Raw genomic sequence first — 26,973 nt, 5'->3', positions numbered from 1 at the left:
CACGCTGTGCGTGCGGCACCGTTCAGGGCAGATTGTCCTTCAAGAAAATGTCGATGCGGATGCGCTCCTGCGCGGCGATCACCGGCAAGCCGTCCGCCTTGGCCGTGAGCACCCGGATGGCGCTGCGGACTTCGTGCCCCGCATCCTGATTCAGAACGGCATCGATAACCCCGCCGACAAGGGCGGAACGTGTGGAATTGGTAAGCTCGTGAGCAATCACGACCGGCCGCTTGACGATGTCCGCCTTCTGGATCGCGCGGATCAAGCCGCGATTGCCGGCGCCGAGGCTGTAAATGCCCGCGATATCCGGGTGCCGACTGAGCGTATCGGCGACCATGCTCTCGGCAAGCACCGGATCGTCGCGCCCTTCCAGCACCGGCAGGATGACGATGTTAGAATAGTGGTCGCCGATGACGGCCGAAAAACCTTCCAGACGCTCCCGATGGTCGCGCACCAGCATGGAACCCGCCAGCACCGCAACAGTCGCCTCGCGACCGCTCAGAAACCGGCCCATCAGGCTGCCCGCCGTGCGCCCGGCAGCGATATTGTCTATCCCCGCATAATGATCGCGCGACGAGTCGGGCAGGTCCGAAACCAGGGTGACCATCGGAATGCCCGCCTCACGAAGGCGCATAGCCGCCTCCCGGACGCCCGGCGCATCAATGGCGACAAAGGCGACGCCGGCCGGCTTTTCGGCCAGCACGTTCTCGAGCGCGGCAACGAGAGCCTTGGCATCGAAGGGCGGAACGTCGACGATCCGGATCCTGGTCCGCTCCGCGCTTGACCGGGCAACCGCGCCGCGCACTTCCTCATGCAGGCCGATCATGAAGGAATTGTCGTTTTCCGGAAGGATGAAGACGAAGGAATAGGTTCGTCCCTTGGCAAGGTTTGCCGCCGCCAGATCGCGCACGTAGCCGAGCGAGGCGATTGCCTCCTCCACCCTGGCACGCGTCACGCCGCGAACACCCGGCCGGCCGTTGAGAACCCGGTCGACGGTCGCAAGGCTGACGCCCGCACTTTTGGCGATGTCATGCACTGTGGGCTTCATGAACTCCTCCGCAAAGAGGTCCTAGCTCAATTTTTGAGGTACGTAAATCAGAATTTCGCAGACGCCGCTCGAAGTTCTGGAAATCTACCCCAATCGGGATAGGGGGGAGCCTATTGGCTCCGCCCCTCCCACACCACCCGGCATGCGGGTCCGCACCGGGCGGTTGGAGCAGTTGAGGTCGTCAGGCCCGTAGTTCTCCCGGCCTGGCGCCTGGGTTTGCTTATTCTGGTTCGGCGGATTTGATTTCTCGCTGCCGTGGCCCTTCGGGCTTCACCCTATCTTCCAGATCGGCGAGCTTCGCTGACGCGACCATCTGAGACCATTCAAATCCGATAACCAGCGGCTCTCCCTTCCGCTCCTTCGGCCCTTCGTTCGCGCAAGGCGCTCCTACTACGGCCTCTGCTGACTTCTCGCTCCGGCTCGACACCGTCGCCCTTTCAGGCACAAGGCGAGATCTCCCCAGGTAAGAACGCATTCCTTCGCTGCACGACCGCCGGATTTACGCCACCGCCCCTTGGTCACAAGAGCTTCGCGGAATGTTGCCCGCTCGCCCTGGTCGGCACCGCCTCATATCCGGTTCTTGTCCATCGGCCCGCAGGTTCGATCCACGCTTCCTCCCCACGGTCGGTCGCCCTTCCGCAGTTGCGCTTCACTTCGCTCGCCATGACCAGCTTACGGTGGGACTTCCACCCACAAGAATGCGCCCATGCTGGGCGCACAACGAAAAAGGCCGTCGCTTGCGCGGCGGCCCTTTCCGGCGGTGGAATCTCTGGAACCTAGTGGCCTCCGCCTCCGGCGCCGGCAGGCGCCGCGGGTTTGGCAATCAGGAAGACGAAAAAGATCAAGCTGGCAAAAAGGCCGGTGAGCAACAGGAAAACGTCCATGAAGGAAAGCAGCCAGGATTGCTGGGTGATGATCCCGGAAATCTTCTGAAGCGCCGCAGAACTGCCGTCGAGTCCGTAGGAATTGAAGTTGGCGCCAACGCTCTCCAGCCAGTCGAGAGCTGCCGGATTGGCGTAGTTCACGTGTTCGGCCAACCGCTGGTAATGCGCGTCGGAACGCTGGGTCAGCATGGTGTTGATGATCGCCAGGCCAACGGCACCGCCGAGATTTCGCGTCAGGTTGAACAGGCCGGAAGCACCCTGGATGCGCGAGGGATGCAGCGTGCCGAGCGCGATATTGTTGATCGGCACCATGCACATCATCATCGACGCGCCGCGCAGGATCTGCGGCAGGAGCAACTCGTAGAAATCCCAGTCCGCCGTGATACCCGTCAGCAGCCAGGTGCCGAGTGCGAAGCCGCCGAAGCCGATCGCCATCATCACCCGAAGGTCGAGAACGTTCGTCAGGCGCCCGACGATCGGAGCGGAAACGAACATCGCAATGCCGGAGACGAACATGGTTTCGCCGATCATCAGCGAGTCATAGCCCCGGATGCGGCCGAGATAGAGGGGATAGAGATAGGTCAGGCCGTAAAGGCCGACGCCCATGACGAATGAAAAGAGCGAGCCGAAGGCGAAATTGGCATTGCCGAAGGCCCTGAGATCGACCACCGGGAATTCGATCTTGAAGGCGCGCCAGAAGAACACCACCGCCCCTAGGACGATGAACACCGTGCCCATGACGATATGTTCGTCGCTGAACCAGTCCTTGTTGTTGCCCTCCTCCAGGACGTATTCCAGCGAGCCGAGGAAAATCGCCATGGAGGCAAGCCCCCACCAGTCGAACTTCTTCCAGAGCTGCATCTGCGGCTTGTCGAAATCGATCATGCTCCAGGCGACGGCAGTTACCAGGATGCCCGGAATGACGTTGACGAGAAAGAGCCAGTGCCAGGAGAAGGCATGGGAGAGATAACCGCCGACCGTTGGTCCGATGGTCGGAGCCAGTGTCGCGACGAGGCCGATGATCGGCGACACGATGCTGCGCTTCGAGGGGGGGAAGATCGTAAAGGCAGCGGCGAAGACGGAAGGGATCATGCCGCCACCGATGAAGCCCTGCAGCGCCCGGTAGACGATCATCTGCTCGATATTCGTGGCGGTGGCGCAGAGCACGCTGGCGATCGTGAAGCCGCCGGCACAGATGGAAAAGAGTACGCGCGTCGAGAGAATGCGGGCGAGCGTTCCCGACAGCGGGATCATGATCACTTCGGCGATCAGATAGGATGTCTGCACCCAGGCGACCTCGTCCGAACCGGCCGACAGGCCCGCCTGGATTTCAGACAGCGATGCCGAGACGATCTGGATGTCGAGGATCGACATGAACATGCCGAAGACCATCGCGAAAAAGGCGATGAGCTTGCGCCTGTCCATAGGTTGGTCGGCGGGCATGACACCCGCCGCGGCCGTTGCTGTAGCCATGGCCGTTCTCCTTGATGGGTTACTTGGCCGCTGCCACGGTGGTGTTGTCCGGCGCGGTGCGCGTGTCGACATCGACAACGACGCTCAATCCCGCGCGCAGATGTTCGCGCTCCAGATCCTCCTTCGGGATCGAGATGCGAACCGGTACGCGCTGGACGACCTTGGTAAAGTTGCCCGTGGCATTTTCAGGCGGCAGCATCGAGAAAACCGCTCCTGACGCTGGCGCGATGGATTCGACAGTGCCGACGATCGGCTGGTCCTCATAGGCATCGACATGCACGCGCACTTTCGAGCCCGGTTCGAGGTGACCGATCTGGGTTTCCTTGAAGTTGGCTTCAATGTAGAGTTCGGTGAGCGGTACGAGCGAGGCAAGCCGCTTGCCGGCCGAAACCAGATCGCCGGTCTGGACCGCGAGATTGCCGATCACGCCATCATAAGGCGCCTTGAGCACGGTGAAACTGAGATCGCGGGCTGCCTGGTCGCGGGCGAGTTCCTGGGTGCGGACCGTATTGACCGCTTCCTTGCGCTGCGCCTGCAGGAGGCCAATATTCGCCTCGGCGGAGGCGACGGCGGCCTGCCCGGCGACGAGATTGGCGCGGGCCTGTTCGAGCGCGATCTTTGCATTGTCGAGGTCGGCGGTGGTGCCTACGGATTTCGCGGCGAGCTCGCTTGCCCGCTTCTGGGTAATCTCGGCGCCGCGTACCGCCGCCTCAAGCGCTCCTTGCTGCGCCTTGGACTGTTCAAGAGCGGCCCGCCCGCCGACGATCTGGGCGTCGATGCGGGAGATTGCGAGATTGGCGGATTCGATCGCCGCTTCTGCTTTTTGGAGCGCAAGCTTATAATCCCCGTCATCAAGCGTGACGAGCGGATCGCCGGCCTTGACGGACTGGTTTTCGACGACGTTTACTTTCGCAACATAACCGGAGACCTTGGGAGAAATGACGGCAAGGTTGCCTTCCACATAGGCATCATCGGTCGAAACGAGGAACCGACCGTCCGTCCACCAGTTGTAACCATACCATCCGGCGCCGCCGAGGAGGGCAAGCGCAATGACCGGCAACAGAAATCCACGCCGCTTCTTCTTTTCAGGCGCCTTCGCGGCGGCCGGCGCAGCGATCGCTTCCGCCGCAGGCTGCTCGGTTGTCGGCCGCTCGTTGCGGGCTTCGGCTTCGCTGGTGCCAATGTTATCCGTCGTTACGGCGCGCAATGCGCCGCCATTTTGAGAGGCCGTCATGTTCGTATACCGTCAATGGGAGTTCAGCATTTCATCGAACCGCTCGGTTCAATGAGCTTGACATAGACCTTTCGATGACACATATCAAGGGCAATCGAACCGCTCGGTTCGAAAAGGTTAAAAAAGGCATCCAATGGCCAGACAGACAAGGAAGCAGGAGAAATCCGATCCGGTTGCAGCCGGACGTTTCGCGGCAGGGGAAGACCCCGCGAAACGGGAGCAGATCATCGACGGCGCAAGCCGCGTCTTCATGAAGCTCGGCTTCGACGCGGCGAGCATGAACGATATCACCCGCGAGGCGGGGGTGTCGAAGGGCACGATCTACGTCTATTTCCAGAACAAGGAAGATCTGTTCGCGGCACTCGTCGCTCGGGAGAAGGAACGCGTCACGCTACGGATGCGCGATATTCTCGCCGGCAGCGAGGAGGTCGAAGTAGGACTCTACCGATTCGGAATAAACTTCGTTGCGCATATCACCTCCTTGCAGGTGATCAACGCCATGCGAACCGTGATCGGTGTCGTCGACCGCATGCCGAGCCTCTGTCGGCAGTTCTTCAATTCGCCTTCGATGAACGTCCGCACCGTGCTCGACGATTTCATCAAGCGGCATGTGGCGCTGGGCAATCTGAACGTCGAGCACAGCGATCTCGCTGCCCGTCAGTTCATTGACATGACAAGCGGCACATTCTTCAAATTGAGGCTGTTCGGCGATCTCTGCGACGCTCCCCCGCAGGTGGAAGTCGATGAGGTCGTCAAGGGAGCCATCAAGGTTTTCATGGCTGCCTATGGCGTTCATGACACATCCGTGATCGCAAAAGAGGCGGAACACGCCTGATTTTGGCGGTCGTCGCGCGACCGCCTCTTGTCTTCCCGCTGCCGATCCTTAAATCGGCAGGCGATTGTGTTTTGCGATTGAAAGGGAAGATTGGATGGACATTGCAGCGCTTGTAGCAGACCCGGCGGCCTGGGTAGCGCTCGTTACACTTGTGGTCATGGAAGTCGTGCTCGGCATCGACAACCTGATTTTCATTTCCATCCTCACCAACAAGCTGCCTCCTGAGCACCGCGACCGAGCTCGCAAGATCGGCATCGGCCTGGCGCTCATCATGCGCCTTGCTTTGCTCGGTACGATCGCCTGGATCGTCCAGCTCACCAATCCGCTGTTTGAGCTTTTTGGCCACCCCTTCTCCTGGAAAGATATCATCCTCATCGCCGGCGGCCTCTTCCTCGTCTGGAAGGCGACGAAGGAAATCCACCACAACGTCGATCCGGAGGATCACAAGGAGGATATGGTTGGCGGCGCGGCCAGCATGTCTTTTGCAGCCGCCATCGGGCAGATTCTCCTCCTGGACCTGGTCTTCTCGATCGACAGCATCATCACGGCCGTCGGCATGACCGAACATCTGCCGATCATGATCGTCGCGGTGATCGCGGCCGTGACGGTGATGCTGGTGGCCGCAACTCCGCTCGCCAATTTCATCGAGAAGAACCCGACGATCGTGATGCTCGCGCTCGGTTTCCTGCTGATGATCGGCACGACGCTGATCGCCGACGGCATGGGCTTTCACGTGCCGAAGGGCTACGTTTATTCGGCCATGGCCTTCTCGGCGCTGGTCGAAATCCTGAACATGATCGCCCGCAACGCCCGCCGGAAGAAGAAGGCGGGGCAGCAAACGCTGCACTGAGACCGGAGAATATGAAAAGGGCGCCCGCGGCGCCCTTTTTCGTTTGCCCGCGGTATACGATTGTGCTCCCTCCGGCGGATACTGTCTCCATGCGACAGCCCTGCGGAGCAATATCCTGCGCCAGGGTTGTTTAGCATTCGAACCTGCTTTATCGGAACTTTGGACTGCCGGCGGAATTGATGCGCTACCTCGGAGCGGCGATTTCCTCCAAAAGCGGAAACTCATTCGCCGACCTCTCAAAGCTGCGGAGCCGCATGACCACACAGCAGATCCTCGCCTTCACCCTGATCGCCCTCATGATGGCGGTCTTCATCTGGGATCGGTTCCGTTACGACGTCGTCGCCTGTTGTGCACTGGTGCTGGCGGTGGCACTGGGCGTCGTGCCGGTCGACAAGGCATTTTCCGGCTTCTCGGACGATATCGTCATCATCGTCGGCAGCGCACTCGTCGTCAGCGCCGGCGTCGCCCGCTCGGGCATCGTCGACATGGCGGTCAAGAAATTTTTCCCGAACCTCAACACGCTGCACACGCAGCTGGCGCTGCTGATGATCGCGGTGGCACTGCTTTCCGCCTTCATCAAGAATATCGGCGCCTTGGCTATCATGATGCCGGTCGCCTTCCAGTTCTCCAAGAAATCCGGCGCATCGCCTTCGAAATACCTGATGCCGATGGCCTTTGCGGCTCTTCTCGGAGGGTTGATGACGCAGATCGGCACCTCGCCGAACATCGTCGTCTCGAGGCTGAGACAGGAACTCACCGGCAGTTCCTTCACCATGTTCGACTTTACGCCGATGGGTGCGCTGCTGACCGTCGTCGGCATCACCTTCCTGCTCTTCTTCCATTGGCTGGTGCCCAGCCGGACGAAGCAGAACAATTCGATCGAAGAAGCGATAGAGATCAAGAACTACACCTCGGAAGTATCGGTCACTGCGCAATCCGCCGTGCTCGGCAAGCCGATCAGCGATCTGCTGAAGCTGGGCGACGGCGAGGTCATCGCCACGGCCGTTCTGCGTGGCACGGCCCGCATGTCGCCGTTTCCCGATCTCCAGTTGCGTGAAGGCGACGCCGTATTGCTCGAGGGTCCCTCGAACGAACTCGACCGGATCGTCTCCAGCGGCCGATTGAAACTTTCTGGCAAACCGCTGAGCGGCAAGGGCCAAGCCCGCCCGGATGTGATTTCCGTCGAGGCCGTCATCAGCCAGGAATCGACGCTGAGGGGGCTTTCCGCCAAGGAACTGGCCCTATCCTACACGCGCGGCGTCAATCTCCTGGCGATCAGCCGCCGCGGCGAGCGGCTCAAGGAACGGTTAGGGAACCTGACGCTGATGGCCGGCGATGTGCTGGTATTGCAAGGAAGCCGCAAGAACCTGCCCGGCGTGCTGCAGGACTTTTCCCTGTTGCCGCTTGCCCAGCGCGAAATTCTGCTCGGCACCCACCGGCGCGCGTTCGTGCCTCTGATCATCCTGGCGCTCGCCATGGCGGCGACCGCCGTGGGTATCGCTCCGGTGCCCGTCGCCTTCTTCGCGGCAGCGCTCGGCATGGTCGTGTTCCGTGCCATACCGCTTGCCGACTTCTACAAGTCGGTCGACGGGCCGATCCTCGTCATGCTGGCGGCATTGATCCCGGTGTCGGATTCGCTGCGGACCACGGGCGGCAGCGAACTGATCGCCGGCTGGCTCGGCGGCGTGGCGGCAAGCCTGCCCGCATGGGGAGCGCTGGCGCTGATCACCATCACGGCCATGGCCGTCACACCCTTCCTGAACAATGCCGCGACGGTACTCGTCATGGGACCGATCGCCGCGAGCTTCGCGACCAATCTCGGTTTCAGGCCCGAGGCTTTCCTGATGGCGGTGGCGATCGGCGCCGGTTGCGATTTCCTGACCCCCGTCGGCCACCAGTGCAACACGCTGGTCTTCGGCCCCGGCGGCTACCGGTTCTCCGACTATCCGCGCCTCGGCCTGCCGCTTTCGTTCCTGATCGTCCTCGTCAGCGTCCCGGCGCTGCTCTATGTCTGGCCCGTGAGATAGGATAGCGGCTAAGAACCTTGACGCCTGCGGCTGAATATGCGCTAAGGCCTGCCTCAAATCCTTAGTCCCGATAAGCAGGTTCGCGCCGCTGAAGGCGCAAAGATCGAGCAGTATTCATGACAATCACCGGCCCCCGCGTCCGCATCGCCCCCTCGCCCACCGGCGAGCCGCATGTCGGCACCGCCTATATCGCTCTCTTCAACTACCTCTTCGCCAAAAAGCACGGCGGTACGTTCATTCTGCGCATTGAAGATACCGATGCGACGCGCTCGACGCTGGAATTCGAACAGAAGGTGCTGGATGCACTGAAATGGACCGGCCTCAGCTGGTCTGAAGGTCCGGATGTCGGCGGCCCCTACGGCCCCTACCGCCAGTCGGACCGCAAGGCGATGTATCAGCCCTACGGCCAGGAGCTTCTGAACAAGGGCCATGCCTTCCGCTGCTTCTGCACGCCGGAACGCCTCGAACAGATGCGCGAGGCCCAGCGCGCCGCCGGCAAGCCGCCGAAATACGACGGCCTCTGCCTCAATCTGACCGCAGAAGAAGTGACCGCCAAGATGGCGGCGGGCGAAAGCTCGGTCATCCGCATGAAGATCCCTACGGAAGGTTCCTGCGATTTCCACGACGGCGTCTACGGCGACGTGTCGATCCCATGGGATTCGGTCGATATGCAGGTGCTGATCAAGGGCGACGGCATGCCGACCTATCATATGGCGAATGTCATCGACGACCACCTGATGAAGATCACCCATGTGGCACGCGGCGAGGAATGGCTGGCGTCCGTGCCGAAGCACATCCTGCTCTATCGCTATTTCGGTTGGGAGCAGCCGGTCTTCATGCATCTCTCGCTGATGCGAAATGCCGACAAGTCGAAGCTGTCGAAGCGCAAGAACCCGACCTCGATCTCCTATTATTCCGCGCTCGGTTACCTGCCGGAAGCACTGATGAACTTCCTCGGTCTGTTCTTCGTGCAGATCCCGGAAGGCGAAGAAATGCTGACCATGGACGAGCTGACGGCAAAGTTCGATCCGGACAACCTTTCGAAGGCCGGCGCGATCTTCGACATCCAGAAACTCGACTGGCTGAACGGCCGCTGGATCCGCGAGAAGCTTTCGCCGGAAGACTTTATTGCCCGCACGCTCGAATGGGCCTCGGAAAACAGCCGCCTGACGGAAGGCCTGAAGCTCTCCCAGAGCCGGATCTCGAAGCTCGGCGAACTGCCGGGCCTCGCCGGCTTCCTGCTTTCCAACGATGTCGGCCTGACGCCCGCCTCCTTCGCCGGCCTCAAGACCAACCCGGCCGAGACGCTTGAAATCCTGCAGACGGTCCAGGCCGATCTCGAAAAGATGATCGAATGGAACGTCGAGTCGATCGATGCGGAGCTGCGCGCAATCTCCGACAAGCTCGGCAAGAAGCTGCGCGTCGTCACGCCGCCGCTTTTCGTCGCCGTCTCGGGTTCGTCCCGCTCGCTGCCGCTGTTTGACTCCATGGCGCTGCTCGGCCGATCAGTGGTGCGCCAGCGCCTGAAGATCGCCGCCACGGTGGTGGCTTCGATGGTGGGAAGCGCGGCCTAGTCCGCAGCCCCCTCATCCGCCTGCCGGCACCTTCTCCCCGAGTGGGAGAAGAAAGTTGCGGCACCGGCGGCATACTCTAATTTCCCTCTCCCCTCAGGGAGAGGGTGGGGTGAGGGGCCAAAGGCTCCGCATTGCAAATTGATCTGCGGCGATATCGCCGAAAAGGCAAACACGATGACCGACAATAACACGACTGAAACCGCCCTCTCCTCCGACGCGACGCAGGTGCGCGCCCAGAAGCTTGCCATCCTCCGCGAGAAGGTCGGCGACGTCTATCCGGCGCATTTCCACCGGACGCTGACGAATGCGGAGCTCGCCGAGAAATACAAGAACCTCGAGGCAGACGTGGAAACGCAGGATATCGTCACCGTTGCCGGCCGTGTCTATTCCTCGCGCAATTCTGGCATGTTCATGGATATCCATGACGCTTCGGGCAAGGTGCAGATCTTCTCGCACAAGGACACCACCCCGGAGGATGCCCGTGCGCTTCTGTCGCTTATCGATATCGGCGACATCGTCGGGGTCACCGGCGTCGTGCGCCGCACCAAGCGCGGCGAGCTGACGATCAACGCCCAGTCGATCATCATGCTCACCAAGTCGCTGCTGCCGATGCCGGAAAAGTGGCATGGCCTCTCCGATATCGAACTGCGCTACCGCAAGCGCCATCTCGACATCATGACAAACGAAGAATCCAAGCTTCGTTTCCAGCAGCGTTCGAAGATCGTCTCCGGTATCCGCCGCTTCATGGAAAACGATGGCTTCATGGAAGTCGAGACGCCGATGCTGCAGGCGATCTACGGCGGCGCCACTGCCGAGCCGTTCAAGACGCATCACAACACGCTGAAGCTCGACATGTATCTGCGCATCGCGCCGGAACTCTATCTGAAGCGCACGCTGGTCTCGGGCCTCACCGACAAGGTGTTCGAGATCAACCGCAACTTTAGGAACGAAGGCGTCTCGACCCGCCATAATCCCGAATTCACGATGATGGAATGCTACTGGGCCTATGCCGACTACGAGGACATGATGGATCTCGTGGAGCGCATGTTCCAGACGCTCGCCTTGAGCATCCACGGCTCGACCGAGTTCAAGTTCCAGGACAAGGAGCTTTCGTTCAAGGGCCCATTCAAGCGCGTGTCCATGCCCGACGCCGTCAAGCAAGCGACCGGCATCGACTTTCTGTCGATCAAGGCCGACGAGGAAGCCCGCGCCGCGGCACAAGCCGCCGGCTTCGAGGTGGAGAAGGACTGGACCTGGGGCGAATGCCTCGCTTTCATCTTCGAGGAAAAGGTCGAGCCGACGCTGATCCAGCCGAGCCACGTCACCCATTTTCCGAAGGACATCTCGCCGTTTGCCAAGGAAGTGCCGGGCGAACCGCGCCTCGTCGAGCGCTTCGAGACCTATTGCAACACCTGGGAGCTCGGCAACGCGTTTTCCGAACTCAACGATCCGGAAGAGCAGCGTCGGCGCATGGTGGAGCAGCTCGAGCAGGCGCATGCCCGCGGCGAGAAGGACAAGCAGCTGGACGACGAATTCCTCGACGCGATGGACCAGGGCATGCCGCCCGCCGGCGGCTTGGGCATCGGCGTCGACCGTCTTGTCATGCTGTTGACGGATTCGCCATCCATCCGCGACGTGATCCTCTTCCCGGCGCGCCGCGCGAAGGCGGATTGAGCAGTTCTGCTTATTTCGGGATTGGCAAGCCTTACCAACGAAATCCATGGTCTTAGCTTCAGCTAAGACCATGGATTTTATAGCCTCTCCTCTTGCAGGGAAATCGCAAGGGAGGGATCACCTCCAAATTCAATGCGCCGGCCTTACGGAAGCTTCCTCGTCCGGCTTGGCTGCAGCGGGCGGAACTTGACCCGGTTCCTTGCCTTTCACCGGCTGCTGGCCCTCTTCGCCGCGCATCTTGGCAAGCCAGGCAGCGCCTGCCGCATCGGCATCCATTTTTCCGCCGGTCGGCTGCGTGGCCGCTTCGCCATGCACGGTTTCTGCCCGTTTTTCATCCGCATCGGTCGCCTTCGACCAACGCTTGCCGCCTTCTGCCGCAGTCCTCGGCTCCGGAGCAGGCTCGTGCGGGCCTGGCTTTGCAGCCGGGGCAGAGGCCTGATCGCCGTGATCCTCGGCTGCCGCGTGATTGTCTGCAGGCGCCCCATGACCATCGGCCGGAACCGGCGCGTGGTCCGCAGCTTCGGCCGCGTGACTTTCGGCCGGAGCCTCCGCATTTTTGCCGGAACCGAAAATCATGCCCGTTACGGAACTCAAGAACCCGCCGCCATCCTTGGCTGCGACCTCGTCCCCATGCCCTTCGGCGGGAGCTCCGTGGCCTTCGGCCGCCGGTTCTTCGCCATGTCCGCCACTGCTTTCACCGTGTCCGCCTGATGGCTCGCCGTGCCGGCCAGCAGTCGCACCGTGCCCGTCAGCCGATGCGCCATGTGCCCCTTCCGGAACCGCAGCCGCAGGTTCGACGCAATCGGCATGATCGGTCAACCGCGCCGTGACCGCCTCGACATCCTCGACCGGCAGGTCGATGCGCATGCCGTAATATTCGCCGCTGGCATTGGCCGAACCGTCGAGATAATAGGCGGAATAGACCGCCGCGGCAGTCCCCTTCGGCATCTTGCCGGGATCAGGAATATAGATGACCTGCGCGCCGATCATCCGGCCGCGCATCAAGGCCCGGTCCGTCGGGCCGGCCTTGTCGATCAGCGCCACCTGGACGAGATCCGCCTTCTCCTTTTCCTGCACCGCGCGGGCGACCCGGAGCGCCGTGCGGATACGCGCCATGCCGTCGCCCGCTTCTTCGGTGGTGACATATTTGCGGACCCAATAGCGCTGATCGCGCTTGATCTTGATCGTCTCCAGAGCAGTGCATTCGAACCCGTTCATCTCCAGATAGGACGGGCCGAGAAGCTTGTCCGCACCAACGAAGACCGCTGCCGCGCCGCTGCCGCCGCCCAGCACGACAATGCCGCCCATGATCAGGATGAGCTTTTTCGAGACCCGGAACGCCAGGCCCTTCACTTGCCGAACTCCGGCATGGTCAACCCCACTTTACGCAAAACAACCGAGGGAATATCGGCGGCATAATCGGTCATTCTCCTTGAAGAAGCTTTAAGCCCGCGCGGATGTTTCGACCGATCATCCGAAACCGGCCCTGCCTTTTCCATCGCTCAACCACATGTCTAGTTGCAAATGATTTGCAATAGCATTGACAGAAGCAAAATCCCGACTAGGTTAGATTGCGAATGAATTGCAGCTAGGGATCCGTCGCCGCATGTCTTTCCGAAAATTCCTCCTCATCGCAGCCGTTCTGGCGGTGCCCGCGTTTGCCAATGCGCAGGAGAAGCCGAAGGTCGTGACCACCTTCACCGTCATCGCCGACATGGCAAAGAACGTCGCGGGCAATGCAGCCGACGTGGAAAGCATCACCAAGGCGGGCGCCGAGATTCACAACTACCAGCCGACCCCGCGAGACATTCTGCGCGCCCGCGACGCGGATCTCGTTCTTCGCAACGGACTGAACCTCGAGCAATGGTTCGAAAAATTCCTCGCCAATCTCGGCAAGGTGCCGAGCATTACGGTCTCCGATGGCGTCGAGCCGATGGCGATCGCCGGAGGCGCCTATCAGGGAAAACCGAACCCGCATGCCTGGATGTCGCCGGAAAACGCGGTGATCTATGTCGAAAACATTCGCAAGGGTCTTTCCGAAATCGATCCGGCGCATGCCGACACCTATGCCGCCAATGCCAAGGCTTATGCGGACAAGATCCGGGCTGCGGTCCAGCCGATCCGCGATATACTTGGCAAACTGCCGGAAGATCACCGCTGGCTGGTGACGAGCGAAGGGGCCTTTTCCTATCTCGCCCGCGATTTCGGCCTCAAGGAACTCTATCTCTGGCCGGTGAATGCCGACAGCCAGGGCACGCCGCAGCAGGTGCGCGAAGTCATCGACGCGATGCGCGAGCATCAGATCAAGGTCATTTTCAGCGAAAGCACGGTGTCCGACAAGCCGGCGAAGCAGATCGCCTCCGAAACCGGCGCGACATATGCGGGCGTCCTCTATGTCGACTCGCTTAGCGAGGAAGGCGGACCGGTGCCGACCTATCTCGACCTACTTCGAGTGACCACCGAAACAATCGCAAAAGGTCTTTCGCAATGATGATGGGCAAGACGGCGCCGACAAGCGCCGGACTGAAACTGGACAACGTCACTGTCGCCTATCGCAACGGGTTGACTGCGCTCAGGCATGCGAGCTTCGTCGTGCCGAAGGGCACCATCACGGCACTGGTCGGCGTCAATGGCGCCGGCAAGTCCACCCTCTTCAAGGCGATCATGGGCTTCGTCACGCTCACCGAAGGTTCCGTCGAAATTCTCGGGATGCCCGCCCGGGAAGCGCTCCGCAAGAACCTCGTCGCCTATGTGCCGCAGGCCGAAGAGGTGGACTGGAACTTCCCGGTGCTTGTCGAGGACGTGGTGATGATGGGCCGCTACGGCCACATGAATTTTCTGAGGATCCCCTCGCGCCACGACCACGACATGGTTACCCGGGCTCTGCAGCGGGTGAACATGGAGGACTACCGCAAGCGCCAGATTGGTGAACTCTCCGGCGGACAGAGGAAGCGCGTCTTCCTCGCCCGGGCGCTCGCGCAGGAGGGACAGGTGATCCTGCTCGACGAGCCTTTTACCGGTGTGGATGTGACGACCGAGGAACAGATCGTCGAACTTCTGCGCGCACTGCGCGACGAAGGCCGTGTCATGCTGGTCTCGACCCACAATCTCGGCAGCGTGCCGGACTTCTGCGACCGCACCGTCTTCGTGAAGGGCACAGTGCTTGCCTATGGAAAGACCGAGGACACGTTCACGGAAGCCAATCTGGAACTGGCCTTCGGCGGCGTGCTGCGCCATTTCATCCTCGGCGGCTCCGATCTCCACGACGACGCCGACGAACGCAGGGTCAAGGTCATCAGCGACGACGAACGGCCCTTCGTGACCTACGGCAACGGCCAACAAAAGGCTTCGGTGAAGACAGATGCTCCAGACGCTCCTTGAGCCCTTCACCTATGGCTATATGCTGAACGCCATCTGGGTCAGCGCGCTGGTTGGAGGCGTCTGCGGCTTCCTCTCCGCCTACCTGATGCTGAAAGGCTGGTCGCTGATCGGCGATGCGCTCTCCCATTCGATCGTGCCCGGCGTGGCGGGAGCCTACATGCTCGGCCTGCCCTTCTCGATCGGCGCCTTCCTGTCGGGCGGACTGGCGGCCGGCGCGATGCTCTTCCTCAACCAGCGCACGCGGTTGAAGGAGGACGCCATCATCGGCCTGATCTTCACCTCCTTTTTCGGTCTCGGCCTCTTCATGGTGTCACTGTCGCCGACTTCGGTGAATATCCAGACGATCGTGCTCGGCAACATTCTCGCCATCACACCCGCGGACACGATCCAGTTGGTCATCATCGGCGGCGTCAGCCTTGCGATCTTGGCGCTGAAATGGAAGGACCTGATGGTGACTTTCTTCGACGAGAACCATGCCCGCACCATCGGCCTGAAACCCGACCTCCTGAAAATCCTGTTCTTCACATTGCTGTCGGCTTCCACCGTCGCAGCACTCCAGACCGTCGGCGCCTTCCTCGTCATCGCCATGGTCGTGACGCCCGGCGCAACCGCCTATCTGCTGACCGACCGTTTCGACAGGCTCGTCCTGATGGGGCTCGTGATCGGCGCCGCAACAAGTTTCGTCGGCGCCTATCTGAGCTACTTCCTCGACGGCGCGACAGGCGGCATCATTGTCGTGCTGCAGACAGCACTTTTCCTCGCCGCCTTCCTGTTCGCTCCGAAACACGGAATGCTCGCGGCCCGCAGGCGGCTGCGCAAGACGCTGGAGGAAACCGCATGAGCGAGATCCTAGAACTGGCGATCCTGCCCTTCCAGTTGCCCTTCATGCAATCGGCCTTCATCGTGACGCTGATGATTGCCGTGCCGATGGCGATCCTCTCCTGCTTCCTGGTGCTGAAGGGGTGGTCGCTGATGGGGGATGCCGTCTCCCATGCGGTGCTGCCGGGCGTCGTCGTCGCCTACATTCTCGCCATTCCGCTCTCCGTCGGCGCCTTCGCGGCCGGCATGATCTGCGCGCTCGCCACCGGCTTTTTGAAGGAGAACAGCCGGATCAAGGAGGATACGGTCCTCGGCATCGTCTTTTCCGGCATGTTCGGGCTGGGGCTTGTGCTTTATGTGAAGGTGCAGTCCGACGTGCATCTCGACCACATCCTCTTCGGCGATATGCTCGGCCTCCTGCCCTCCGACCTTGTTGAAACCGGCTTGATCTCGCTTGCCGCGACCCTGTTCCTTGTGATCCTGCGCAAGGACCTGCTGGTCCATTCCTTCGATGAACAGCATGCCAAGGCGATCGGCCTGCCGACGCGCCTGCTGCATTACGGATTGCTCGCGGTGCTGTCGCTGACCGTCGTCGGCGCGCTGAAGGCGGTGGGCATCATCCTTTCGGTCGCCATGCTGGTCGCGCCCGGCGCCATCGCCTTCCTGCTCACCCGCCGCTTCACGGCGATGCTGCTGACGGCGGTGGCGATCGCGGTCGGGGCCTCAGTCTGCGGCATCCACCTGAGCTTCCTGATCGACAGCGCCCCCGCCCCCACCATCGTCCTCTTGATGACGGCACTGTTCATCCTGGCCTTTATCAGGACCATCCTGACGCCACGCACTGCAGGCTAAAACTTCTCGCTTGCGCAATCGCAGTCGCGGGTATATACCCGCAGCCATGCCAAGCGAAACCTGTCACTGCATTGTCCTGCGCCAAGCCTCCCGGAAGGTCTCGTCCTATTACGACGAGGCGCTGGCGCCGCTCGGAGTGAACATTGGCCAGTTCAGCCTGCTGCGCAACATCAGGCGGCTTGAGCCGATCTCGCTCACCGAGCTTGCCGGCAAGGTCGAGCTCGACCGCTCGACGGTCGGCCGCAACACGAAGGTGCTGGAGCGCATGGGGCTGGTTGCGATCGGTCACGGCGAAGACCAGCGCGAGGCGATGCTGACGCTGACGGAAAAAGGCCGCGACCTGCTGAAGGAAGGCGGGCCCCTTTGGGATAGCGTTCAGGAAGATATCGAAGTCCGGCTTGGCCCGGAGAAGACGAAACAGCTTCTGGATCTGCTCAAAGAGCTCTGATTTTTTGCCCAAAAGCGGGCATATACCCACAAAACGCCGCAGCCGCGGCGACGATCAGGAAAGGGACAGTTACATGATCTCCACCAGCGCCGCCCGATGGATGGCCGGCAGAAACCTCCACTACGGATGGGTGGTCGCCGCCACCACCTTCCTGACCATGCTGGCGACCGCCGGCGCCATGGGCTCGGCCGGCGTGATGATCCAGCCGCTGCACCAGGAATTTGGCTGGGACATCGCCGACATCTCCTCGGCCATGGCCGTTCGTCTCGTCCTCTTCGGCCTGCTCGGCCCCTTCGCCGCCGCCTTCATGAACCATTTCGGCGTCCGGCAGGTCGTATCCTTCGCGCTCGCCCTGATCATGGGCGGCCTCGTCGTCTCCCTGTTCATGACCGAGGTCTGGCAGCTCGTGGCTCTATGGGGCGTGGTGATCGGCGTCGGAACCGGCATGACGGCGCTGGTGCTCGGCGCCACCGTTGCAACCCGCTGGTTCTCGCAGCGCCGCGGCCTCGTCGTCGGCCTGATGACGGCGAGCAATGCCACCGGTCAGCTCGTCTTCCTGCCTCTCCTTGCCGCAATCACCGAAGCCTATGGCTGGCGCGCGGCACTCACGCTCACCGTCGCCGTCATCGCTGCGGCTATGCTGCTGGTGCTTCTCCTGATGCGCGATTATCCCGCCGACGTGGGCCTGCCCGCCTACGGCGACACAGCGGTGTCGAAGGCGCCGAAGCAGGATCACAAGTTTCTGGCGACGCTCGTCTCGCCGCTCGTGGCTCTTCGCGAGGCGTCCGGCAGCGCCACCTTCTGGGTGCTGTTCGGCACGTTCTTTGTCTGCGGGCTGTCGACCAACGGCCTCATCCAGACGCACTGGATCTCCATCTGCGGCGATTTCGGCATGGCTGCCGTAACGGCTGCGGGCACGCTTGCCGTCATCGGCATCTTCGATTTCTTCGGCACGATCTTTGCCGGATGGCTCTCCGACCGTTACGACAATCGCTGGCTGCTCTTCTGGTTCTACGGCCTGCGCGGCCTGTCCCTGATCTACCTCTCGCTTTCGGGCTTCAGCTTCGTGGAACTGTCGGTCTTTGCGATCTTCTACGGCCTCGACTGGGTGGCGACCGTGCCCCCAACCGTCAAGATCGCTGCCGAAAAGTTCGGCCGTGAAAAGGCGGGCCTTGTCTTCGGCTGGGTATTCGCCGGACACCAGATCGGCGCGGCAACCGCAGCCTTCGGCGCCGGTTTCTTCAAGAGCGACTTCAACACCTATATGCCCGCGCTCCAGATCGCCGGCGTGATGTGCATGATCGCCGCCGTCTCGGTTCTCCTGCTGCGGAAGCCCGGCTCGGCAATGCCGGTGCCCCAAGCGGCGTAGACGCCGCTTCCACAAAAAAGGCCCGTCGCGGGACGGGCCTTTTGTTCATGCAGGCGGTGGAATATCAGGCGGCGGCGAGAGTCAGTTCCTTGCGGACCATGGTGCGCAGGGCGACGAGGTCCTTGGCAAAGGCGCGGATGCCTTCAGAGAGTTTTTCGGTCGCCATGGCGTCTTCGTTCAGCATCCAGCGGAACTGCTTCTCATTCAGCGACTGCAGCGGCTCGGCCTTGAAGGTTTCCGGAAAAAGCTTGCGCTCCAGCTTGCCGGTATCCTTGTCGAGTTCGTCGAGGAGGGCGGGGCTGATCGTCAGACGGTCGCAGCCGGCAAGGGCTTCGATCTCGCCCGCATTGCGGAACGAGGCGCCCATGACGATCGTCGAAACGCCGTTCGCCTTGTAGTAATTGTAGATCTGGCGGACCGAAAGCACGCCGGGGTCAGTCTCGGCGGTATAGTCCTGGCCGGTCGATTTCTTGTACCAGTCGAGGATGCGGCCGACGAAAGGCGAGATGAGGAAGACCTTGGCCTCGGCGCAGGCGATTGCCTGGGCCTGGCTGAAGAGAAGTGTCAGGTTGCAGTCGATGCCTTCCGTCTGCAGGACTTCGGCGGCACGAATACCTTCCCAAGTGGAAGCAAGCTTGATCAGGATGCGGTCGCGTTCGATGCCGCGCTCCTTGTAGGCTGCGATGATCGAACGGGCCTTGGCGATCGAAGCTTCCGTATCGAAGGAGAGATCGGCATCGACTTCGGTGGAGACGCGGCCCGGAACGAGTTCGGCAAGTGCCGCACCGACATCGATGGCCAGACGGTCCGCCACCGCAGATACGACCGCATCGTCCTGGCCGCCCTGCTTGCGGCCCCAGGCGATTGCTTCCTTCACCTTGTCGGCGAAGATCGGCGTGCCGAGCGCCTTTAAGACGATCGTCGGGTTGGTCGTGCAATCCACGGGTTTCAGGCGGGCAACCGCCTCGATATCGCCAGTATCGGCAACGACCGTGGTCATGGAACGAAGCTGCTCTAGTTTCGACGTCATCCGAATATTCCTCGTTGGAAACTTAGGTCATCCACTTATAACCTGAACGCCTGTCGCGGGAATTTGCTCCTCCGGCGCGTGGAGAGACTATCGACCTTCCGTGGTTAAGAAGTCAAGACATTTGTCATTCCGAATTGACATATGTTTCACATGAGTTGATGATCTGCCCACCTCATGCCGACCTTTTTCCGGAGCCCCGTTGGCCAAGCTCAGACGCGAGACCCATACCGCCTTTTCCGAAGCCGCGTCGCTGAGGCTGCGCGCTGCATGGCTTTATTATAACCAGGGATTGACGCAAAAAGATGTCGCCGAGCGTCTCGGCATCAGCCGCTCCACCGTGATCCGCATGCTCGATGAAGCGATGAAACGCTCTGAGGTGCAGATCTGGATCAGCGAGGGGATCGACAACTGCGTCGAACTCGCGACCCGGCTGGAAAAGCTTTATGGGCTGGACGAGGCCGTCGTGGTGCCGGCGCCGCGTGACGAAAGTGCCACCGCGATGGCGAGCGCGGTCGGGCTGGCGCTCGGGCAGTTCCTCTCCGAGGTGGTGCAGAACGACATGACGATCGGAGTCGGCTGGGGCCGCACCATGACCGCCTCGCTGTCGAGCTTTCGTCCGCCGCGACGCGAGAACTGCAAGGTCGTTTCGCTGCTAGGCGGCATCGTCGCCGTCCACCAGACCAACCCGATCGACTATACATGGCGCTTCGCCGGCCAGCTCGGCGCCGAATGTTACATGTTCCTGGCACCGCTTTTGGTCGACTCCATCAAGACAAAACGAGCCTTGATCGAGCAGTGCGGGCTGAAGACCATCTACGATCTTGCCGAAAACCTCGATCTCGCGGTGGTGAGCTGCGGCGACATCGGCCCGCATTCGACGTCATTGTCAGAAGGGTTCATCTCCAAGGGGGAACTGGACCGGCTGATTGCCGCCGGCTGCGTCTGCGATACCATGTTCAATTTCCTCGACAAGGAAGGTCGTTCCGTCGATCACGCGCTCAACGAGCGGGTTATGTCGATCGATCTCGATACCCTCAAAAAGGCCAAGCACATCGTGCTTTCCTCCGGTGGCGCCCACAGGGCGGTGGCGATCCGCGCCACCATCCGCCGCATCGGCTGCAATACGCTGATCACCGACGAGACGGCGGCAAGGGAGCTGTTGAGGCTGGGCGAGGAGTCATTGCCTGCGCATTGACCTTGAAACTCAACAAGCCGTCAGGAAGACGTCTTTTTGAATTGCGATGGCCAGAACAGCATCCGGGTGAACGTCTGCTGATAGACTTGGCCATTGGCGCCTTGCGGCCTCTGAACAAAGACGGAAATGCCGTCGGTGAAGTCTCCGTAGCCTCGCGCATAGGACCAGCCTATGAGCGAGGAGGAAAGCTCTGCGGCGCAATCTTCGATCAGGTCGTTGAGGGTTGCACGGCTCTCCGGCAGTAGCGAGGCCGGATGCTCGAACAGGGGAAAGCTATCTAATTCCTTCCCTTCGTCCGGTTTGGCTGATGCCAGCGTTTTCCAATTCATCGCGATATCGACGCAGGCGCCGCAGATCGCCACGCCCGGGCCGCTAACGATATTGCCTACATTGGCATGCCGGTCTTCTCCGCAGAAACTGCAGACCACGGCATCGTCACCTCTGCCCTTCAGCAACCGCAGCGCGCCGCGGACTCTCTCTCCAAACGATGGATTGATGTGCATGTAGATCCCCTGAAGCTGCCCAACGTGACGGCAATATAGAACAGCTTCATTCCCGATCCATGCTCGGCCGAATAATCCTGGCCGGTCACGCCGCTCCTGCTTCCCAGCCGAGGATCGCCCGTTTGCGGGTCAGTCCCCAGTGATAGCCGGTCAGTGCGCCGCTTTTGCCGAGCGCCCGGTGGCAAGGCACCACGAAGGAGATGGGGTTGCGGCCGATCGCGGCACCCACGGCGCGGCTGGCGGTCGGCTGGCCGATGTCATTTGCCACATCCGAATAGGTAACGGCTTTGCCGAATGGTATCTTCAAGAGGCTCTGCCAGACCCGCACCTGGAAGTCCGAGCCGATCAGCACCACCTTGAGCGGCTGGTCCCCAGACCATTTCGAACGGTCGAAAATGCGCGTGATGTAAGGCGCCGTGATCTCGCGGTCCTCCACATACTCGGCATTCGGCCAACGGCAGGTCATGTCCTCGAGGCAGGCTTTTTCGCCGTTCTGATCGGCAAACGCAAGGCCCGCCAGTCCGCGGTCGGTCGCCATGACGAGCGCAATGCCGAAGGGTGACGGATGAAAGCCGTAACGGATCGTCAGCCCGCCGCCGCGCGCCTTCCACTCGCCGGGAGACATGGCTTCGTGGGTGACGAACAGGTCGTGCAGGCGTCCGGGGCCGGACAGGCCGAGCTCGTAGGAGGCTTCGAGCAGCGGCAGTTCTTCCTTGCCGAGCAGCCGCTTGGCGTGGTCGAGCGTCACCGCTTGCAGAAAGGCCTTGGGCGAGAGCCCTGCCCAGCGGGTGAAAACCTTCTGCAACTGGGTCGGCGACTGGCCGAGTTCGGCGGCAATGGTTTCGAGCGACGGCTGGTCGCGGTAATCCAGCGTAATCATTTCGATGACGCGGCGGACGGTTTCATAATCGGAACCTTCAGGCGTCACGTCGGTGACGGGTTGAGCAATCTGAGCGAAAGCGTTCATGACATCTCTCCTTTCACCCATAGATGCTCCTTCGGCTCTGCCGAAACCACCCGTTTCTTGCAGTATCAGACTTTTCGTTTCACCGTGGCGAGAGCGCCCTTGAAGGCCTTTGCGAAGCTCTCCCGGTCGTCCGGATTGAGAAAAGAGCCGATATCGGTAAACCGCCCCTCGCCCGTCACGAACATGCCGGTAATGCCGAATTCCTCATGCCGCTTCACCCGGAATCGCGCCCAGAACGGATTGAAGCGATGCTCCACCATGCGCCCCGCCGGCGAAAATTTGCGGATCGAAAGATTGGTGCGCGTGACGGTGACTTCCTCCCGCGCCTTGCCCGAGCGGTAGCTCATCTTCAGCGCGATATAGAGGCCCAGAAAATCGAGCCCGAAGAAGAGGCCGATCGGATAGGCGCCGGCAACCAGGAAAAACCCGCCATAGACCAGGCAGACCGCACCCGACAACGCCAGCACGACACGGAACCCGGTCTTGCCGAGCGAACGATGGGGCGTGAGTTCGGCTGCGAAAACCGGCCGATCTTCTGGCATGTCCACGTTGCATTCCTTCATGCAGGCTGGCTATAGACGCATATGGCGACTTCCAAGACCAAATCCAGCACCAGCACTTTGCAAAAGTCAAATCACGGCTCTGCGCGAAAGCCCAGCCGTTACAAATCCACCTATACCAAAGCGGAGATGGAGGAGATCTTCCGCCGCTTTTCCGTGCAGCGGCCCGAGCCGAAGGGCGAGCTGGAGCATGTCAACCCCTTCACGCTGGTGGTGGCCGTAGCGCTTTCCGCACAGGCGACGGATGCCGGCGTCAACAAGGCGACACGCGCCCTCTTCAAGATCGCCGATACGCCGGAAAAGATGCTGGCGCTCGGCGAGGAAGGTGTCACCCAATACATCAAAACGATCGGCCTCTACCGCAACAAGGCAAAGAACGTCATTGCGCTCTCGCGGATGCTGATCGAGGAATTCGGCTCCGAAGTGCCGAAGAGCCGCGAGGAACTGATCCGGCTGCCGGGCGTCGGCCGAAAGACGGCCAACGTCGTGATGTCCATGGCCTTCGGGATCCCGACACTTGCAGTCGACACGCATGTCTTCCGCATCGGCAACCGCCTGCTGATGGCGCCGGGCAAGACGCCGGACGAGGTCGAGGCGCATTTTCTCAAGGTCATCCCGGAGCAGTATCTCTATCACGCCCATCACTGGCTGATCCTGCACGGCCGCTATACCTGCAAGGCGCGACGCCCGGAATGCGAACGCTGCGTGATCGCCGATCTCTGTCGCTCGCCGGAAAAGACCTGCGACGTGCCGGCGCCGCTGGTCGAGCTACCGCCTCAATTCATCGGGGCGGAGGCCGTCGATTAAGGCTGCAATCGCTGCTTCGTAATTCTTGCGGTTGCCGCCGCAATCGATGGCGATCGCCGCCCGTTCGAAAGCCGCCGAGACCAGCACGGTCAAAGGATCGAGAAGCGGAAGAAGTGCGGCGCCCTCCAGGAGATGCGAGAGCCCCACCTTGAGGCTCGATTCCGCTGGATCTTCGCCATTCCCGGAATCCACGACGGTCTGGGCCGGAGCCTCCTTGAGCAGCAGCCGCGTTCGCCCGGGCGCGGCCATGGCATCGAAATATGCGCAGGCACCTTGCAAAAGAGCCTCCCGTGCCGATGAAGCCTCGGCCGACCGCGCCTCAATATCCGCAGCGACCTCCCCCGCTTCACGCTCCACCACCGCCCAGAACAGCGTTTTTTTGTCTGGGAAGTGGTGGTAAAGAGCGCCGCGCGTCACCCCGGCGGCCGCGACGATGTCGGGCGTCGCCGTCTCGGCATATCCCTTTTCCACGAATAAGCGTCTGGCCGCATCCAGAAGAGCGGTGCGGGTCGCATCGGTACGTTCGCGGTTGCTGCGCGCCATCTTAATCTCGCTGTTTACATACAGACTGAATGTATCTATAAATTTACATACAGACTGAATGTATCCGTAAAGTCCTAGGAGGGAAAGCCATGAAGATCTGCAGCTATTATCCCGTCATTATGACCGGCGATGTCGCCGGCACATCCGATTTCTACATTCGGCACTTCGGCTTCGAGGCGCTGTTTTCGGCAGACTGGTATGTGCATCTGCAATCCAGGAAAAGCGAACACGTAACCTTGGCAATCCTCGACGGTAGCCATGAAACCATCCCGAAAAGCAGTCGCGGCAAAGTCTCCGGCCTGCTCCTGAACTTCGAGGTTGAGGATGTCGATGCGGTCTACGAACGTCTCAAAGCAGCCGGTTTGCCGATCCGGCTCGATCTCCGCGACGAAGATTTCGGCCAGCGGCATTTCATCACGTCAGACCCCAACGGCGTGTTGATCGACGTCATCAAGCCTATCCCGCCAAGTGCCGAGTTTGCATCAATGTACGATGGTTTGGCTCTGCCGGCCTAACCCTTGAACGCCGGATCGCGCTTCGAGATCGCCTTGTGGAGATGCACCATCAGGCCCGCGGCAAAAAGCGGCGTCAGAAGGTTAACGATCGGGACGGCCAGAAAACAAGCGATCAGAAGGCCCGCCATGAACACAGTCGAGGAATGTTTCGAGCGGAAGGCGCGAGCGTCCGTCGGCGTGCGAAACCGCATCGCCGCGAACTCGAAGAATTCCCGCCCGAGCAGATAACCGTTCACCAGAAAGAAGGCGATCAGGTTGATGCCGGGAATGAACAACAGAAACAATGCGATGATGTTGCCGACGATGACGACGCCCAGAAACTTGATCGAACTTGCCATCGCCTCGGCAAGCGGCATCGCCTTGCCGGGCACGTCATTGGGATAATCGCGCTTCTCGACCACCTCGGCGACATCGTCGAGAAACAGGCCGGCGATCAGCGCCGTGATCGGCGCGATCAGGAGCGCCAGCGCCAGGGCTAGCCCGATGCTGGCAGCGATGGCGGCAATGAAGGTGAGCCAGCCGGTCCAATCCGGCAGATCCGGAAAGAACGCAGCCATCCACGGCCAGGCATAAAAGGAAAAGAGCTCCCGCAGCCCGAACCAGAGGCCGACCAGGACCAGGATCGTCAACCCCAGCGTCTTCCAGAAGACATTGCGTGTTTCCGGCGCGAAAAGATTGAGAAGCGAAAGGCGTGCTGCGTCGAGGATCATGCAAGGTCTCCGGTTGCCGCCAAGATGTAGGTGGGAGAGTGCGCGCGAACAAGCACGAGCGCCCCTCCTCACCGGCGGCGGCCAGGGCGGAACACCGTAATAAATTATGCAAATGCCACTTCGCGTTTCCCGCTTGACCAATTCATAGCTCACCAGCTATACATCAATTCATAGCCGACGAGGTATGAATTGACGTGACAGCCGCCCATGACGAGATCTTCAGAACGCTTGCCGATCCCACCCGGCGGGCGATCTTCGAACGCCTGTGCCGGGAAGGAGAAAAGACGGTCGGAGCCCTGACGGCCCGGGCCGGAGTTTCGCAGCCGGTCGTTTCGAAACATCTTGCGGCCCTGAAGCGGGCCGGATTGGTGCGCGACCGCCCCGAGGGACGGCAGACGCATTACAGCGCGGAATTCGCCGCGCTTGCTCCCCTGGTCGACTGGGCAAACGAGATGACCAGCTTCTGGGAAAAGAAGTTCGATGCTCTCGAAGATCTTCTTAAAAGGATGGACCAATGAACGAAGTATCGCCTGAGGCCCGCACCGTGATGGTGGAACGGGAGATCCCTCACCCGCCGGAAAAGATCTGGCGCGCGCTTACCCAGCCGCACCTGATCCAGGAATGGCTGATGAAGAACGATTTCGCACCCGTCGTCGGACACCGTTTCAATCTCCGCGGGGAATGGGGCGGCGTGCTGGATTGCGAAGTCCTGATCGTCGAGCCGAACGAACGGCTCTCCTACACCTGGAACTTTGCGCATGACGATGCGGCCTATGACCTGAAAAGCGTGGTGACCCTGACCCTCACGCCGACCGCCAAGGGAACGCATCTGCGCATTGAGCAGACCGGCTTCCGGCCGGAGCAGAAACAGGCCTTTCACGGCGCCCGTCATGGCTGGCAGGGCTTTTTGGAGACGCTGGAGAAGGTTTTGGACGCACAGGCCTGAAAACCGCCCGTCATGGGAACCGCATCCGGCCATCCGGCGGACAAGCCGGCAACCATCAACGACCGATTTTGAAAGAAAAGACCATGACCTGGAGCAACGCAATCCGGCAGTCCCACCGCTGGCTGTCGATCATCTTCACGCTGACCGTCGCCGCCAACTTCGCCGCCATGGCATTCGGCGAACCGCCCGCCTGGATCGTCTACTCCCCACTGCCTTCCCTATTTCTGCTGCTGTTCAGCGGGCTCTATATGTTTGCACTGCCTTATGTGAGACGCAACGTCTGAGCAGAGGGATGACGAGCGGAGGTAGGCATGTGGCATCGCGAGCAAGGGAGGCCTATTGTTTAAGCTGAACCTCGATGGCGGCCTTGTCGATGACGGACCAGACCTCCGTGATCTTTCCCGTTTGGAATCGGTAGAAAACATTCTCGGTGAAAGAAACTTGCCTTCCGTTAACGTCGAGGCCGAGAAACGTGCCCTTTGGGGCGCAATCGAAGGCAAGCCTCGCCGCCACATGAGGTGGTTCGCAGACGAGCAGATGGATGGAAAAATGCAGGTCGGGAATCTGCTCAAAGTCGTGGACCAGCATGCTCCGATAGCCTGACAGGCCAAGCCGTCTGCCATTGTGGACAACCTCGTCACTGACGAAGCAAGCCAGATTCTGCCAGTCCTGGCTGTTCAGGCAGGCAATGTATTCGCGATATATTTCGTCGAGGTCCGGGCTGTTCAT

At 61.0% G+C, this 26,973-nt stretch carries 28 protein-coding genes; 17 read left to right on the top strand and 11 right to left on the bottom strand.

Annotation, left to right across the window (positions count from 1 at the left end):
- Positions 1-22 precede the first annotated feature (22 nt).
- The 3 genes from C5L12_RS08350 to C5L12_RS08330 form a co-directional block, all read right to left on the bottom strand.
- Entirely contained in the window at positions 23-1,048 is a 1,026-nt protein-coding gene (locus C5L12_RS08350; RefSeq protein WP_105371556.1) for a LacI family DNA-binding transcriptional regulator, read from the bottom strand.
- A gap of 776 nt (positions 1,049-1,824) precedes the next feature.
- Complete coding sequence (locus C5L12_RS08335) at positions 1,825-3,405, bottom strand: DHA2 family efflux MFS transporter permease subunit (RefSeq protein ID WP_165924124.1); 1,581 nt, start codon at positions 3,403-3,405, stop codon at positions 1,825-1,827.
- A 19-nt stretch (positions 3,406-3,424) separates the two neighbouring features.
- On the bottom strand, positions 3,425-4,639 hold the full coding sequence (locus C5L12_RS08330; protein ID WP_105371555.1) for an HlyD family secretion protein: 1,215 nt from the start codon (positions 4,637-4,639) through the stop codon (positions 3,425-3,427).
- Positions 4,640-4,772: 133 nt separating this feature from the next.
- Between C5L12_RS08330 and C5L12_RS08325 the strand changes: the two genes are divergently transcribed.
- The 5 genes from C5L12_RS08325 to lysS all read left to right on the top strand — a co-directional run bounded on the left by C5L12_RS08325 (position 4,773) and on the right by lysS (position 11,599).
- Positions 4,773-5,474: a TetR/AcrR family transcriptional regulator gene (locus tag C5L12_RS08325; RefSeq protein ID WP_105371554.1), complete on the top strand. Its 702-nt coding sequence runs from the start codon at positions 4,773-4,775 to the stop codon at positions 5,472-5,474.
- Between the two features lie 94 nt (positions 5,475-5,568).
- A complete protein-coding gene (locus C5L12_RS08320; protein WP_105371553.1) occupies positions 5,569-6,324 on the top strand; it encodes a TerC family protein in 756 nt (251 codons plus the stop codon).
- 254 nt (positions 6,325-6,578) lie between these two features.
- Entirely contained in the window at positions 6,579-8,351 is a 1,773-nt protein-coding gene (locus C5L12_RS08315; RefSeq protein WP_105371597.1) for an SLC13 family permease, read from the top strand.
- A 116-nt stretch (positions 8,352-8,467) separates the two neighbouring features.
- Entirely contained in the window at positions 8,468-9,925 is a 1,458-nt protein-coding gene (gene gltX, locus C5L12_RS08310; protein WP_105371552.1) for a glutamate--tRNA ligase, read from the top strand.
- 174 nt (positions 9,926-10,099) lie between these two features.
- Positions 10,100-11,599 carry a lysine--tRNA ligase gene (gene lysS, locus C5L12_RS08305; RefSeq protein ID WP_105371596.1) on the top strand — a complete coding sequence of 500 codons (1,500 nt, stop codon included), beginning with the start codon at positions 10,100-10,102 and terminating at the stop codon, positions 11,597-11,599.
- 129 nt (positions 11,600-11,728) lie between these two features.
- Here lysS and C5L12_RS08300 read toward each other — a convergent pair whose 3' ends face one another.
- Positions 11,729-12,952, bottom strand: a complete 1,224-nt coding sequence (locus C5L12_RS08300) for a hypothetical protein (RefSeq protein WP_105371551.1) — start codon at positions 12,950-12,952, stop codon at positions 11,729-11,731.
- 253 nt (positions 12,953-13,205) lie between these two features.
- Between C5L12_RS08300 and C5L12_RS08295 the strand changes: the two genes are divergently transcribed.
- The 6 genes from C5L12_RS08295 to C5L12_RS08270 all read left to right on the top strand — a co-directional run bounded on the left by C5L12_RS08295 (position 13,206) and on the right by C5L12_RS08270 (position 18,468).
- Positions 13,206-14,090: a metal ABC transporter substrate-binding protein gene (locus C5L12_RS08295; protein WP_105371550.1), complete on the top strand. Its 885-nt coding sequence runs from the start codon at positions 13,206-13,208 to the stop codon at positions 14,088-14,090.
- A complete protein-coding gene (locus tag C5L12_RS08290; protein ID WP_425350755.1) occupies positions 14,087-14,980 on the top strand; it encodes a manganese/iron ABC transporter ATP-binding protein in 894 nt (297 codons plus the stop codon). The genes C5L12_RS08295 and C5L12_RS08290 overlap by 4 nt, the downstream gene beginning before the upstream one ends.
- Positions 14,961-15,821, top strand: a complete 861-nt coding sequence (locus C5L12_RS08285; RefSeq protein ID WP_105371549.1) for a metal ABC transporter permease — start codon at positions 14,961-14,963, stop codon at positions 15,819-15,821. The genes C5L12_RS08290 and C5L12_RS08285 overlap by 20 nt, the downstream gene beginning before the upstream one ends.
- Positions 15,818-16,651 carry a metal ABC transporter permease gene (locus tag C5L12_RS08280; RefSeq protein WP_105371548.1) on the top strand — a complete coding sequence of 278 codons (834 nt, stop codon included), beginning with the start codon at positions 15,818-15,820 and terminating at the stop codon, positions 16,649-16,651. Before C5L12_RS08285 ends, C5L12_RS08280 begins: the two co-directional genes overlap by 4 nt.
- A gap of 46 nt (positions 16,652-16,697) precedes the next feature.
- The gene (locus tag C5L12_RS08275) at positions 16,698-17,099 is read left to right on the top strand and encodes a MarR family winged helix-turn-helix transcriptional regulator (RefSeq protein WP_105371547.1); all 402 of its coding nucleotides are present in this window, start codon (positions 16,698-16,700) and stop codon (positions 17,097-17,099) included.
- A gap of 73 nt (positions 17,100-17,172) precedes the next feature.
- Positions 17,173-18,468, top strand: coding sequence for an MFS transporter (locus tag C5L12_RS08270; RefSeq protein ID WP_105371546.1), 1,296 nt, complete (start codon positions 17,173-17,175; stop codon positions 18,466-18,468).
- A gap of 64 nt (positions 18,469-18,532) precedes the next feature.
- On the opposite strand, the gene tal is transcribed toward C5L12_RS08270, so the two are convergent.
- Entirely contained in the window at positions 18,533-19,498 is a 966-nt protein-coding gene (gene tal, locus C5L12_RS08265; RefSeq protein WP_105371545.1) for a transaldolase, read from the bottom strand.
- A gap of 199 nt (positions 19,499-19,697) precedes the next feature.
- Between tal and C5L12_RS08260 the strand changes: the two genes are divergently transcribed.
- Complete coding sequence (locus C5L12_RS08260) at positions 19,698-20,693, top strand: sugar-binding transcriptional regulator (protein WP_105371544.1); 996 nt, start codon at positions 19,698-19,700, stop codon at positions 20,691-20,693.
- A 20-nt stretch (positions 20,694-20,713) separates the two neighbouring features.
- Here the strand turns inward: C5L12_RS08260 and C5L12_RS08255 are convergent, their stop codons facing one another.
- From C5L12_RS08255 to C5L12_RS08245, 3 genes are all read right to left on the bottom strand, one after another.
- Complete coding sequence (locus tag C5L12_RS08255) at positions 20,714-21,196, bottom strand: ClpX C4-type zinc finger protein (protein ID WP_105371543.1); 483 nt, start codon at positions 21,194-21,196, stop codon at positions 20,714-20,716.
- An 85-nt stretch (positions 21,197-21,281) separates the two neighbouring features.
- A complete protein-coding gene (locus tag C5L12_RS08250; protein WP_105371542.1) occupies positions 21,282-22,163 on the bottom strand; it encodes a methylated-DNA--[protein]-cysteine S-methyltransferase in 882 nt (293 codons plus the stop codon).
- Positions 22,164-22,228: 65 nt separating this feature from the next.
- The gene (locus tag C5L12_RS08245) at positions 22,229-22,726 is read right to left on the bottom strand and encodes a DUF2244 domain-containing protein (protein WP_170109067.1); all 498 of its coding nucleotides are present in this window, start codon (positions 22,724-22,726) and stop codon (positions 22,229-22,231) included.
- A 21-nt stretch (positions 22,727-22,747) separates the two neighbouring features.
- Here C5L12_RS08245 and nth point away from each other — a divergent pair, with 21 nt between their 5' ends.
- Complete coding sequence (gene nth / locus C5L12_RS08240; protein WP_105371541.1) at positions 22,748-23,530, top strand: endonuclease III; 783 nt, start codon at positions 22,748-22,750, stop codon at positions 23,528-23,530.
- Here nth and C5L12_RS08235 read toward each other — a convergent pair.
- Positions 23,492-24,073 carry a TetR/AcrR family transcriptional regulator gene (locus C5L12_RS08235; RefSeq protein ID WP_105371540.1) on the bottom strand — a complete coding sequence of 194 codons (582 nt, stop codon included), beginning with the start codon at positions 24,071-24,073 and terminating at the stop codon, positions 23,492-23,494. The two genes, nth and C5L12_RS08235, sit on opposite strands and share 39 nt — an antisense overlap.
- An 89-nt stretch (positions 24,074-24,162) precedes the next feature.
- Here C5L12_RS08235 and C5L12_RS08230 point away from each other — a divergent pair, with 89 nt between their 5' ends.
- A complete protein-coding gene (locus C5L12_RS08230; protein WP_105371539.1) occupies positions 24,163-24,588 on the top strand; it encodes a VOC family protein in 426 nt (141 codons plus the stop codon).
- Here C5L12_RS08230 and C5L12_RS08225 read toward each other — a convergent pair.
- Positions 24,585-25,298, bottom strand: coding sequence for a sulfate transporter family protein (locus C5L12_RS08225; RefSeq protein ID WP_105371538.1), 714 nt, complete (start codon positions 25,296-25,298; stop codon positions 24,585-24,587). The genes C5L12_RS08230 and C5L12_RS08225 overlap by 4 nt on opposite strands.
- Before the next feature lie 194 nt (positions 25,299-25,492).
- Between C5L12_RS08225 and C5L12_RS08220 the strand changes: the two genes are divergently transcribed.
- From C5L12_RS08220 to C5L12_RS08210, 3 genes are all read left to right on the top strand, one after another.
- Complete coding sequence (locus C5L12_RS08220; RefSeq protein ID WP_105371537.1) at positions 25,493-25,816, top strand: ArsR/SmtB family transcription factor; 324 nt, start codon at positions 25,493-25,495, stop codon at positions 25,814-25,816.
- On the top strand, positions 25,813-26,244 hold the full coding sequence (locus tag C5L12_RS08215) for an SRPBCC family protein (RefSeq protein ID WP_105371536.1): 432 nt from the start codon (positions 25,813-25,815) through the stop codon (positions 26,242-26,244). Before C5L12_RS08220 ends, C5L12_RS08215 begins: the two co-directional genes overlap by 4 nt.
- Before the next feature lie 83 nt (positions 26,245-26,327).
- Entirely contained in the window at positions 26,328-26,528 is a 201-nt protein-coding gene (locus C5L12_RS08210; protein ID WP_105371535.1) for a hypothetical protein, read from the top strand.
- A gap of 52 nt (positions 26,529-26,580) precedes the next feature.
- Here the strand turns inward: C5L12_RS08210 and C5L12_RS08205 are convergent, their stop codons facing one another.
- Entirely contained in the window at positions 26,581-26,973 is a 393-nt protein-coding gene (locus tag C5L12_RS08205) for an ester cyclase (RefSeq protein ID WP_105371534.1), read from the bottom strand.

This window comes from Neorhizobium huautlense, assembly GCF_002968575.1.
GTDB classification, from domain to species: domain Bacteria; phylum Pseudomonadota; class Alphaproteobacteria; order Rhizobiales; family Rhizobiaceae; genus Neorhizobium; species Neorhizobium huautlense.
The sequence above is the reverse complement of the archived record's forward strand: the minus strand, read 5'-3'. Positions and strand labels throughout refer to the sequence as shown.

What these genes read in the sequence shown, in the direction of transcription:
- C5L12_RS08350 (WP_105371556.1), bottom strand. Translation starts at nt 1,048, where the DNA reads ATGAAGCCCACAGTGCATGACATCGCCAAAAGTGCGGGCGTCAGCCTT.
- C5L12_RS08335 (WP_165924124.1), bottom strand. Translation starts at nt 3,405, where the DNA reads ATGGCTACAGCAACGGCCGCGGCGGGTGTCATGCCCGCCGACCAACCT.
- C5L12_RS08330 (WP_105371555.1), bottom strand. Translation starts at nt 4,639, where the DNA reads ATGACGGCCTCTCAAAATGGCGGCGCATTGCGCGCCGTAACGACGGAT.
- C5L12_RS08325 (WP_105371554.1), top strand. Translation starts at nt 4,773, where the DNA reads ATGGCCAGACAGACAAGGAAGCAGGAGAAATCCGATCCGGTTGCAGCC.
- C5L12_RS08320 (WP_105371553.1), top strand. Translation starts at nt 5,569, where the DNA reads ATGGACATTGCAGCGCTTGTAGCAGACCCGGCGGCCTGGGTAGCGCTC.
- C5L12_RS08315 (WP_105371597.1), top strand. Translation starts at nt 6,579, where the DNA reads ATGACCACACAGCAGATCCTCGCCTTCACCCTGATCGCCCTCATGATG.
- gltX (WP_105371552.1), top strand. Translation starts at nt 8,468, where the DNA reads ATGACAATCACCGGCCCCCGCGTCCGCATCGCCCCCTCGCCCACCGGC.
- lysS (WP_105371596.1), top strand. Translation starts at nt 10,100, where the DNA reads ATGACCGACAATAACACGACTGAAACCGCCCTCTCCTCCGACGCGACG.
- C5L12_RS08295 (WP_105371550.1), top strand. Translation starts at nt 13,206, where the DNA reads ATGTCTTTCCGAAAATTCCTCCTCATCGCAGCCGTTCTGGCGGTGCCC.
- C5L12_RS08290 (WP_425350755.1), top strand. Translation starts at nt 14,087, where the DNA reads ATGATGATGGGCAAGACGGCGCCGACAAGCGCCGGACTGAAACTGGAC.
- C5L12_RS08285 (WP_105371549.1), top strand. Translation starts at nt 14,961, where the DNA reads ATGCTCCAGACGCTCCTTGAGCCCTTCACCTATGGCTATATGCTGAAC.
- C5L12_RS08280 (WP_105371548.1), top strand. Translation starts at nt 15,818, where the DNA reads ATGAGCGAGATCCTAGAACTGGCGATCCTGCCCTTCCAGTTGCCCTTC.
- C5L12_RS08275 (WP_105371547.1), top strand. Translation starts at nt 16,698, where the DNA reads ATGCCAAGCGAAACCTGTCACTGCATTGTCCTGCGCCAAGCCTCCCGG.
- C5L12_RS08270 (WP_105371546.1), top strand. Translation starts at nt 17,173, where the DNA reads ATGATCTCCACCAGCGCCGCCCGATGGATGGCCGGCAGAAACCTCCAC.
- tal (WP_105371545.1), bottom strand. Translation starts at nt 19,498, where the DNA reads ATGACGTCGAAACTAGAGCAGCTTCGTTCCATGACCACGGTCGTTGCC.
- C5L12_RS08255 (WP_105371543.1), bottom strand. Translation starts at nt 21,196, where the DNA reads ATGCACATCAATCCATCGTTTGGAGAGAGAGTCCGCGGCGCGCTGCGG.
- C5L12_RS08250 (WP_105371542.1), bottom strand. Translation starts at nt 22,163, where the DNA reads ATGAACGCTTTCGCTCAGATTGCTCAACCCGTCACCGACGTGACGCCT.
- C5L12_RS08245 (WP_170109067.1), bottom strand. Translation starts at nt 22,726, where the DNA reads ATGAAGGAATGCAACGTGGACATGCCAGAAGATCGGCCGGTTTTCGCA.
- nth (WP_105371541.1), top strand. Translation starts at nt 22,748, where the DNA reads ATGGCGACTTCCAAGACCAAATCCAGCACCAGCACTTTGCAAAAGTCA.
- C5L12_RS08235 (WP_105371540.1), bottom strand. Translation starts at nt 24,073, where the DNA reads ATGGCGCGCAGCAACCGCGAACGTACCGATGCGACCCGCACCGCTCTT.
- C5L12_RS08230 (WP_105371539.1), top strand. Translation starts at nt 24,163, where the DNA reads ATGAAGATCTGCAGCTATTATCCCGTCATTATGACCGGCGATGTCGCC.
- C5L12_RS08225 (WP_105371538.1), bottom strand. Translation starts at nt 25,298, where the DNA reads ATGATCCTCGACGCAGCACGCCTTTCGCTTCTCAATCTTTTCGCGCCG.
- C5L12_RS08215 (WP_105371536.1), top strand. Translation starts at nt 25,813, where the DNA reads ATGAACGAAGTATCGCCTGAGGCCCGCACCGTGATGGTGGAACGGGAG.
- C5L12_RS08210 (WP_105371535.1), top strand. Translation starts at nt 26,328, where the DNA reads ATGACCTGGAGCAACGCAATCCGGCAGTCCCACCGCTGGCTGTCGATC.
- C5L12_RS08205 (WP_105371534.1), bottom strand. Translation starts at nt 26,973, where the DNA reads ATGAACAGCCCGGACCTCGACGAAATATATCGCGAATACATTGCCTGC.